Genomic DNA, 9,036 nt, shown 5'->3' with positions numbered 1-9,036 from the left:
CGTGTACATATCCCAACACATGCCGCCACATTCATACCCGCCGAAATCACTCCGGAATCCCGCATACATCCCGTTTATTTTATTCAAATCAACAGGAGTCTTTGGTTTTTTTGTTACGTTCGGCTTTGTATCCTCTTTCTTCTTCGCAGCCTCTTCCTTCGCTTTTGCAGCCAAATATTCTTTGACCTGCTTATCCAACTCTGCTTTATTAATGTTATTATCTTTCATGAATTTCATTGTCAGAATAGAAACCTCAGCGACATAAGGATCCCAGTAAACGATAGCCCCCGTCGCATCCCCAACGAAATGCAGCGGCACTTGCAACGCTCCATCGATGTTTTCAGCTGGCGCTTCAAGCGCAACTGTTTTGCCGTTTATTTTCGCAGCCTTTTCCCCAACAATTAACGTGATCGTCCTTTCACTGTCTTTCACCGTCAGCAGTTGTTTCTTCGGCTCCCACACGACTTTCATCCCCAACGACTCAAAAACAGCCCGTACCGGAACAAACGTCGTCCCATTCTTAATCTTCGCCGGAGTTTTCGTGTCCAGTTCATTCGTATTCAGGTAAATTTTAATAATGGAATCTGCGGAACTTGCAGAGGCTTTCCCTTGTTGCACACCTATCCCAATGACTAAAATCGCAGCAAAACAAACAACCAAGCGGAAAATCCGTTTAGCCAATTATAGTCCCCTCTCTTCATGAAGTTTGAATATGTAGTATATGTGTACTCGAAAAATTTGATAGTTATGTACGTCCATTTACGATTTGGGCAGGTGGAACGTGACGGGGGAATAAAAAAAACGCAAGAATCAATTTCATTCCTGCGTTTCCTACGTGATTTTTTATTGACGTAATTCCCTACTCTTGATCAAACCACAGCAATTCTTTGTCATCTACGTCACCGTTATAATTAATCAAAATCTCTTCGCCGGCTTTTATATCTGTAAACGCATAGAAGTCAAATGTATGCTTTTCAAAACTGATTTCATACGTCGCATTCGGCTCGTAGGAATGGTTGAATAACATTCCGTAGCCAAGAAGGATTGCGGTATGATTGATGCCATATTCAAAGCAGTAATCAGCGATTAACGTCTGCTCAATGTGTGAATGCTGGTCGTTCGGGTATGCAATGACGGGCGCTTCATGCACCATCGTCCCTTTGGGGATATCACATGTGGCAAATACCCCTCTGTTGAATTCTCCGTCACTGATCAAAGATGTTTTTACTTCAATCATGCTGTTCACCTACTCACTTGTAAAATATACTTTCTAACTATAACATTAATCTGCCCAGTGAGTGGTTTTATTTACTTATGAAATCTACAGAAACCAAGTGAACACCTTGCTCGTAATGAATAAAATGAGCAGGATCGACGCACCTGCCAAGAACAGATACTTCAAGCGCAAACTATATAAATTATTTATTTCCGTCTTAGGATTGCTTTGCTCGAACCAACGCTGTTTGCCGCATTCCTCACAAAAGAATCGGAAGTGATATTGCCGTATTTGCTTGGAGACCATCCCTTTTTGAACAGTGACAGTCCTCTCCCGTTTGAGTGAGAAATGGAACTTCCAATCCGTTTCCGAGAACTTGATACGCTTTTCATGCGGACATTCGGACGATTGAAATTTATAATAAAGTTCGTCATACCAATCCTGGCTCAATAGTTCATTCTTGTAGCGCCTGAAAGTGACAATGACTGTTGTTGCGATGAGCACAATAACAACGACAGCAAGAACGATAACTAGCAATGATGGCTGCCCCCCTTAGTAGTGAACGCCGTCACGATGAACAATGCTTCTCTATAGATATTATGTGTTACTGCTGTATGATTTGAATCAAGTTTCCGCATGTGTCGTCGAATACAGCTATGGTGATTTCGCCCATATTTTTCGGCTCCATCGAAAACTTCACGCCAAGTTCCACTAATCGTTCGTATTCCTTCTGGATATCGTCTACGCCAAACATCGTTGCCGGGATGCCATCTGCATAGATTTTCTGCTGGTATTCCTTCGCAGCCGGATGGTTATTCGGTTCAAGCAAAAGCTCGGTTCCACCCTCATCTTCAGGAGAAACAAGCGTGATCCATCTAAACTCTCCTGCTGGAACGTCATGCTTTTTCACGAAGCCCAGCTTTTCTGAATAAAACTCCAATGCTTTGTCTTGATTATCCACAAACAAACTTGTAACAACTATTTTCATTATGGTTTTCCTCCTTGGTAAGTACGATGTATGGCCTTCTCCAATAGTATAACTGTTCCAAGCGCCTAATGATTAGATTATGGTATCGAAGCTGTTGACGCAACGACAAGAATTTAATGAAGTTGTCACTGCATAGCTTTTCATTATATGCTAGCATCTTATACTAACAAAACAAGAAAACACCTCTCCCCACATAGGAAAAGGTGCTTCTTCCAATGGATGGATACGTTAAAACGGTCCCCAATCCATAATGACCCCAATTGATAGGAAGATGATTCCAAGTACTGTCCATATGAGCAGTAACGGGAAAACGAAGCGGATCCACTTCGTCCACGCGACTCCCGCAATAGCCAGGTTTGCCATTAAGATGCCGGATGTCGGTGTAATAACATTCGTGAAGCCATCTCCCATTTTGTACGCCTGCACTGCCACTTGTCTTGGAATCTCCATCAAATCCGCAAGCGGTGTCATGATCGGCATAACGATGACTGCTTGTCCACTTCCCGACGATACGAGAATATTGAACAGTTCATTGGCGATAAACATGACAATCGCACCACTTACACTGGTGAAAGGAGTCATCAAACTGGCCATTCCTTGAACAATCGTATCCAAGATTTTTCCGTTTTCCAGAACCACGACAATTGAACGAGCCATCCCGATAATCATCGCTCCGTAGACAAGACCCTTAGCACCTTCAAAAAATTCCTTCACAAGTCGATTCGGTGTCAAACGTCCGATAACTGCCGTTCCTACCGCAATGATAATGAAAATGGCCGCCATTTGATTGAGGCTCCATTCGTATTTGAATACACCGAATACATATAGCGCAATGCCTAGCACAAGCCATAACAGGACGAGCTTATGTGTGCCTGTAATTTGCACGTTTTCATTCATTTCATCCCGCTCTTCCAACTTCGGGAACGGATTGCTTCCGAGCACACTTTTCATTGGATCCTTTTTGATCCGCTTCACATACCATGCGACGTAAAGAATAGTTGATAGCAAGATGGCAATATAAATAATTACCCGGTAGCCAATTCCGGAGAATAAGGGCAATTGTGCAATTTGCTGCGCTGTCCCTGTCGTCAATGGGTCCAAGAAAGCGGTGTTAAAACCTGCATAAGCGCCTAGGTAGATAATTGAAATTCCTACGATAGCGTCCAGTTTCATGGAGCGCGCCAAAATGATACCGATTGGAATAAAAGCGATGACCGCATTTACGATAATGCCTAGTGTGCCGAAAATCGAGAACAAGACCATGACAATGGTGATCAATACAATTTCCTTGTTCTTCGTTTTCTCGATTGTTTTCAATATGAGCGCATCAATCGCTCCTGTCGACTCGATGACCGCAAAAGACCCCCCGATAATCAACACTAAGAAAATCAACGGCGCAGAAGCAATCATTCCATCTTGGATTGCCAGAAAAACATCCATTGGACTCGCAGCGGAGGACTCAATCTTCTCGAAGCTTCCCGGAACAACGACTGTAACTCCATCGACCTCTTCCCTCTGAAATTCACCAGCAGGGATTACGTACGTCAAGACTGCCATAAGGACAAGTATCATGAATAGTATTACGTATGCATCCGGTATACCTAACTTTATCTTCTTTTTCTTTTCCAAAGCTACCAATCCTTCCTGAATTGTCTTTCTATTCCGTTGACTATTCATATAATAAATCATATAATTTATTTTGACAACGTTAAATTGTATGATTTATTACAAAAGAAGGACTGTTGTAGATATGACATACTATGAAATGACGAAAAACGAGTACGAGAATCTGACACCAGGACTAAAGAAGGTCGCTGAAGTGTTGTTGACGAACCCTATACTGTTCGCAACGCATCCCGCAAAAAAAATTGCCCATGTGCTGGATGTTAGCGAAACGATGGTTGTACGCTTTTCCAAGGCGATCGGCTATGAAGGATTCGGCGCTCTCCAGGCGGACGTCAAACGTAACCTCTTGACAATCAAGCCTCCCGAGAATAATGGGGTTCTTGAGGACATGCATCCTTTTAGAGCCATCATGGAAAGCGACAGCAATAACATCAACCAAATCGCTGACCATTTAGACTGGATGATAGCGGAGAAAATCGTGGATTGTCTAAAGACGGCAGACAGCATCAAAGTGGTCGGCTACTACCAATCCTTCGCGTATGCCCATTGGTTTGCAGTTCTCCTGAACACACTCCTCGGCAACACGCAGCTGTACCGGCCTGAAACGGATATCGGCATCACGAAGCAAGGAAGCGGTCAATGTGTCGTCATCTTTTCGTATTACCGTTATGCACTCGGCACAATCCGGTTAGCAGAAGAAGCTCGGGACAAAGGCAATCAAGTCATTGTCATCACCGATTCCCGCTCTTCGCCGGTCGTTGAATATGCCGATCACGCACTCGTCATACCGATTGCCCAAAAATCCGTGTTGGAAAAAGGGCCAGTCACATTTTCGGTGTTAAATAGCCTTTTGCTTCATATTGCACACCGAATCGATAAGTTGGATCTTATCAATCCGACAAACAATTATTACATTCAATGACTTAAGGGGGTTTCATTATGAGTGAAGCATTAAAGGAACAAGTGATGGAGACATTTAATCATCTACATGCGAATCCAGAGCTGAGCTGGGAAGAAGTGAAAACGACTGCTTTTATCAAAAAGAAGTTGGAAGAAGCCGGCTGCACGCCAACTGTATTTGACGATTGCACAGGTGTCATCGGCGATATCGGCAACTTCTCAGGTGGTGTGCCAATCATTGCACTCCGTGCGGATATGGACGCATTATGGCAGGAAGTTGACGGGGAAATGAAAGCGAATCATTCGTGCGGTCATGATGCACATATGTCAATGGTGCTTGGAGTGCTGGAGAGTGTGAAAAACAGAAAGGATGTTTTGGACCGTATAGGCATCAGATTCATCTTCCAGCCGGCTGAAGAAGTTGGCGCCGGTGCGTTGAAACTTGTGGATAAAGGGGTTGTCGACGATGTCGACTTCTATTATGGAATTCATTTGCGACCGTCCCAGGAGACTGATAATGGCAAAGCCGCTCCTGCTATCGTCCATGGCGCGACCGGCACCATTCAATTCGAAATACGCGGAGATGATGCACATGGAGCCCGTCCGCATCTGACCCAAAACGCGGTTGAGATCGGAACCTATATCGTGAACGCCATCCATACGATCCATCTTGACCCGACTATTCCCCACTCCGCCAAAGTGACTCGCTTTCATGCAGGCGGCCGAAACACGAACATCATCCCGGGAAATGCTTCACTGGCGGTCGATTTGCGAGCACAACAGAATGAGACAATGGATGTACTTGTGGAGAGGGTGCACGATGTTCTCGAATCCGCCCGTTCATTCTTCAATGCAACGATCAATATTACCGAGGAGTACGGCATCGCTGCAGCGGAAGTCCACCCGGAAGCGGAAGCGATTGCGAGAAAAGCGATAACAGAAGTCTTGGGAGAAGAGAATACCGCGAATCCGATCATTACGCCAGGCGGAGATGACTTCCATTTTTATACGATCAAGAGACCGCACTTGAAAGCGACAATGGTCGGACTTGGCTGCGGCCTGCAGCCAGGGCTGCATCATCCAAACATGACATTCGATCGAGACGCCATGTTCAATGGTATCGACGTCCTCACCAAGATTCTTGAGTTGCATGCGAAAGGGGAAAATAAGCTATGAAGTCCATAACTATCAAAGAGGTTGTCCTCCACCATATCAACGTCTCACTCATTGCACCGTTCACGACAAGCTTCGGCACGATGCAGCATAAGGACGTCTGCTTAGTGGAAGTGATCGACGAATCAGGAATGTCCGGTTGGGGGGAAACCGTCACAAGCAACGAGCCCTATTACAACGAGGAAACAACTGCAACAACTGTGTACATGTTGAAGGAATTTCTCATCCCTCGCTTGATTCACAAGGAAATCAAGCATGCCGAAGACGTACACGACATGTTGCAATTCGTCCGTCGCAATAACATCGCAAAAGCGGCTATTGAAACAGCGATATGGGATGTATTTGCAAAGAAAAACGGGAAGTCCATCGCCGATCTTCTTGGCGGGACAAAGCAGGAAATCGAAGTCGGGAAAAGCATCGGCATCCAAAAGGACCCGGCAGCTTTGGTCGAGAAAGTCCGCCAATATGTTGAGGAAGGCTTCCGCAAAATCAAAGTGAAAATCAAGCCTGGTGCGGATCTCAGCTACATTGCCGCAGTGCGTGAAGTTTTCCCTGATATACCGCTTATGGCGGATGCGAATTCCGCCTATACGCTCGCTGATATCGACCACTTGAAAAAACTAGATCCATATAATCTGCTCATGATCGAGCAGCCACTTGCCCATGATGACATCATTGATCATGCCTCTTTGCAGAAAGTGATGAATACGCCCATCTGTCTGGACGAAAGTATCCATTCATATGAGGATGCACGGAAAGCAATTGAGCTCGGAAGCTGTAAAATCATCAATATTAAAATCGGAAGAGTCGGCGGCCTGACAGAATCGAGAAGGATCCACGACCTATGCGAAGCAAACAACATCCCCGTCTGGTGTGGCGGTATGCTCGAAACGGGTGTAGGACGTGCTCACAACGTCCAGCTGACAACACTCCCGAACTTCACCATTCCAGGGGATACCGCTCCCTCATCCCATTACTGGGAAGAAGATATAGTTACACCTGAAATCGAAATGAACGACGGCCTCATCCATGTCCCTTCCGGTGACGGAATAGGCTATGAAGTGGACGAGGAGAAACTGAAGAGGGTCTTGGTAAGTAGAGAAACGATTACGTCAGCTGATACATCACATCCGATTCCATCGTAAAAAAGAACATCTGCATTCCCTGAGGCTGCTTTAATTTTGCAAAGTACTTCAAAATCTTAAAAGACACCGCTTCGTTCAATAAAAGAACGAAATGGTGTCTTTTTGTTGCCCCTTTATGTACTTTTCGGTCAATGGGTTTTGTTAAAAATTAGTGATGTCTGTTTTAATAAAATTCATCCATTAGTTGATAGTACTCCGTCTTGGATTCATCCATATCTATTATTTCATATCCCGAGAGAAAGTAAGGAACATATTCCTTGCCAAAATTACTGGAGATACTTCGTATTGCCAAAGCTAAATCTTGATATCTATCGGCAATCCCGGCTCTGCCCCAATCAATGAAGCCGCTAACTTTTTTATTTTCCATAATAACATTGGGCAAACAAAAATCACCGTGCGTAAAAACGAGCTCCTCCGTTACTGGCCTATTAGAGAGCAGCTCATCAAAAAGGTCTCGAGCCTTCCTTCCTTTTCGTACTTCATCAAAATCATCTTCATCAACCAGTTCTTGGTCTACTCTATTTTTCGCTTCTTTTATTTTCATATCCAGGCTTTGATCAAAAGGACAATTGTCGATGCGTACACGATGGATCGTCTCGAGGCCGTATCCTAACGACTCCAGCATCGCAGGCAAATCGTCACGATGAGATTGATCCGAAGCATTCACACCTATTATCTCGGACATCAGCAGATATTCATTTGCCTCGTCCTTTCCATAATAAAGCACACGCGGCACAGTCAGCTTTCCTTCCAACCACTCCAATTTTTCTTTTTCCACATAGAGTCGTTCAACAGCATGGGCCGACTGAACTTTTAAGTACTGATTCGTTTGATCGCCTTTCAATAAGAAGGTCATCGCCTCCGAATGCCCGATGGTAATCGGTTCCCAGGAGAACCCAGATGTTAATTTCGCTAAACTTGGAGGAACTTCTATCAAATGAATCTCCGCCTTTTCATTACATAGTCCGCTTCTTATTACATCCACTCTTCAATTAACGTCACCTTCAAATGATCAGCGTCCACTCGCACCCTACGCCCGATTGGCATCGCATGCATGGGGTGTGTATGTGCACAATCAAACTCTGCGATGATCGGAATCTGTCTTCCATCCAATTGTTCTACCAACACTTCATGCGGCAGTCTTCCAGTTCCCATATCGTCGTACTGTTCATGCTTTCCTAACAAGATGGCACCCACTTTGTCAAACACGCCGTGCAATTTCAACATTGCAAAGTTCTTTTCAACGGTTGACGTCGTTTTCGCACAATCCTCAATGAGCAGAATGTCGACTTCTTGTACGTCCGGAAAATACTCCGTTCCAATAAAACCATACATCGCATTGACGTTTCCGCCAATCAACCGCCCTTCGGCAATCCCCCCATTGACGGAAAGCCATTGATTATCATATACCGTTTTCTCTTTCGTTTTTTCCAACCAGTTAGAAGCTTCGTCAGACCATTTTCCCGGCATCGGAACGGAATAAGGCATTGGAGAATTGTTCATAAAGAGATTTGAAAAGTATTCATATGTATCGTCAACCAACGGCGGAAACTCGCCAAAGGAGGGGATCAACGCCGGTCCGTAAAATACCGGAATACCTGTTTTCGCATATAACGCCAGCAACACAGCGGTGGCATCAGAATACCCCACAACCAACTTCGGATTTTGTTTGAACAGCTCATAATCAATATAAGGCAACATACTATTTGAATTGGTGCCCCCGATTGTCGACATAATCATTTTTACTTCCGGTTCACGTAGTAACAAATTCAGCTCTTCGGCCCTTTCCCTAGGCGTGCCGGATCGATAGAAATCCTTTTTGTTCGTTAAGTTTCCTTCTTTAATTCGAAAGCCTTTCTCCTCTAAAAAACGCTTCCCTCGTTCAAATCGCTGCCGAGACGTTACAGTTTCTGGAGACGATGGAGTGAAGATACCGATTGTATCTCCGGGTTTTAGTTTTTCAAACATCAATAACACCCTTTCTTATT

The 9,036-nt window shown here is 44.6% G+C and carries 10 protein-coding genes; 3 read left to right on the top strand and 7 right to left on the bottom strand.

Going from position 1 to position 9,036, the window contains the following annotated elements:
- The 5 genes from AWV70_RS05110 to AWV70_RS05090 all read right to left on the bottom strand — a co-directional run.
- On the bottom strand, positions 1-681 hold a 681-nt coding region (locus AWV70_RS05110; RefSeq protein ID WP_160327628.1), incomplete at its 3' end, for a copper amine oxidase N-terminal domain-containing protein.
- 178 nt (positions 682-859) lie between these two features.
- A complete protein-coding gene (locus AWV70_RS05105; RefSeq protein WP_060204924.1) occupies positions 860-1,237 on the bottom strand; it encodes an SET domain-containing protein in 378 nt (125 codons plus the stop codon).
- Between the two features lie 84 nt (positions 1,238-1,321).
- Entirely contained in the window at positions 1,322-1,753 is a 432-nt protein-coding gene (locus tag AWV70_RS05100) for a hypothetical protein (protein ID WP_060204923.1), read from the bottom strand.
- A 67-nt stretch (positions 1,754-1,820) separates the two neighbouring features.
- A complete protein-coding gene (locus tag AWV70_RS05095) occupies positions 1,821-2,204 on the bottom strand; it encodes a VOC family protein (RefSeq protein ID WP_060204922.1) in 384 nt (127 codons plus the stop codon).
- Positions 2,205-2,432: 228 nt separating this feature from the next.
- Positions 2,433-3,881 (bottom strand): YfcC family protein, encoded by a 1,449-nt coding sequence (locus tag AWV70_RS05090; RefSeq protein ID WP_060204962.1) that lies wholly within the window; start codon positions 3,879-3,881, stop codon positions 2,433-2,435.
- Between the two features lie 73 nt (positions 3,882-3,954).
- Here AWV70_RS05090 and AWV70_RS05085 point away from each other — a divergent pair, with 73 nt between their 5' ends.
- The 3 genes from AWV70_RS05085 to menC are packed head-to-tail and all read left to right on the top strand — an operon-like array spanning position 3,955 to position 7,048.
- Entirely contained in the window at positions 3,955-4,752 is a 798-nt protein-coding gene (locus AWV70_RS05085) for a MurR/RpiR family transcriptional regulator (RefSeq protein ID WP_060204921.1), read from the top strand.
- 17 nt (positions 4,753-4,769) lie between these two features.
- Entirely contained in the window at positions 4,770-5,906 is a 1,137-nt protein-coding gene (locus AWV70_RS05080; protein WP_060204920.1) for a M20 peptidase aminoacylase family protein, read from the top strand.
- On the top strand, positions 5,903-7,048 hold the full coding sequence (gene menC / locus AWV70_RS05075) for an o-succinylbenzoate synthase (protein ID WP_082713475.1): 1,146 nt from the start codon (positions 5,903-5,905) through the stop codon (positions 7,046-7,048). Before AWV70_RS05080 ends, menC begins: the two co-directional genes overlap by 4 nt.
- A gap of 163 nt (positions 7,049-7,211) precedes the next feature.
- Here menC and AWV70_RS05070 read toward each other — a convergent pair whose 3' ends face one another.
- Positions 7,212-7,985 carry an APH(3') family aminoglycoside O-phosphotransferase gene (locus AWV70_RS05070; RefSeq protein WP_060204919.1) on the bottom strand — a complete coding sequence of 258 codons (774 nt, stop codon included), beginning with the start codon at positions 7,983-7,985 and terminating at the stop codon, positions 7,212-7,214.
- Positions 7,986-8,023: 38 nt separating this feature from the next.
- Positions 8,024-9,016, bottom strand: a complete 993-nt coding sequence (locus AWV70_RS05065; RefSeq protein ID WP_060204918.1) for a S66 family peptidase — start codon at positions 9,014-9,016, stop codon at positions 8,024-8,026.
- Between the last annotated feature and the right edge of the window lie 20 nt (positions 9,017-9,036).

The organism is Sporosarcina koreensis (assembly GCF_001531445.1).
GTDB classification, from domain to species: Bacteria; Bacillota; Bacilli; order Bacillales_A; family Planococcaceae; genus Sporosarcina; species Sporosarcina koreensis_C.
The sequence above is the reverse complement of the archived record's forward strand: the minus strand, read 5'-3'. Positions and strand labels throughout refer to the sequence as shown.

Excerpts from the sequence above, each read along its gene's own strand:
- AWV70_RS05105 (WP_060204924.1), bottom strand. The coding sequence starts at position 1,237 with ATGATTGAAGTAAAAACATCTTTGATCAGTGACGGAGAATTCAACAGA.
- AWV70_RS05095 (WP_060204922.1), bottom strand. The coding sequence starts at position 2,204 with ATGAAAATAGTTGTTACAAGTTTGTTTGTGGATAATCAAGACAAAGCA.
- AWV70_RS05090 (WP_060204962.1), bottom strand. The coding sequence starts at position 3,881 with ATGAATAGTCAACGGAATAGAAAGACAATTCAGGAAGGATTGGTAGCT.
- AWV70_RS05085 (WP_060204921.1), top strand. The coding sequence starts at position 3,955 with ATGACATACTATGAAATGACGAAAAACGAGTACGAGAATCTGACACCA.
- AWV70_RS05080 (WP_060204920.1), top strand. The coding sequence starts at position 4,770 with ATGAGTGAAGCATTAAAGGAACAAGTGATGGAGACATTTAATCATCTA.
- menC (WP_082713475.1), top strand. The coding sequence starts at position 5,903 with ATGAAGTCCATAACTATCAAAGAGGTTGTCCTCCACCATATCAACGTC.
- AWV70_RS05065 (WP_060204918.1), bottom strand. The coding sequence starts at position 9,016 with ATGTTTGAAAAACTAAAACCCGGAGATACAATCGGTATCTTCACTCCA.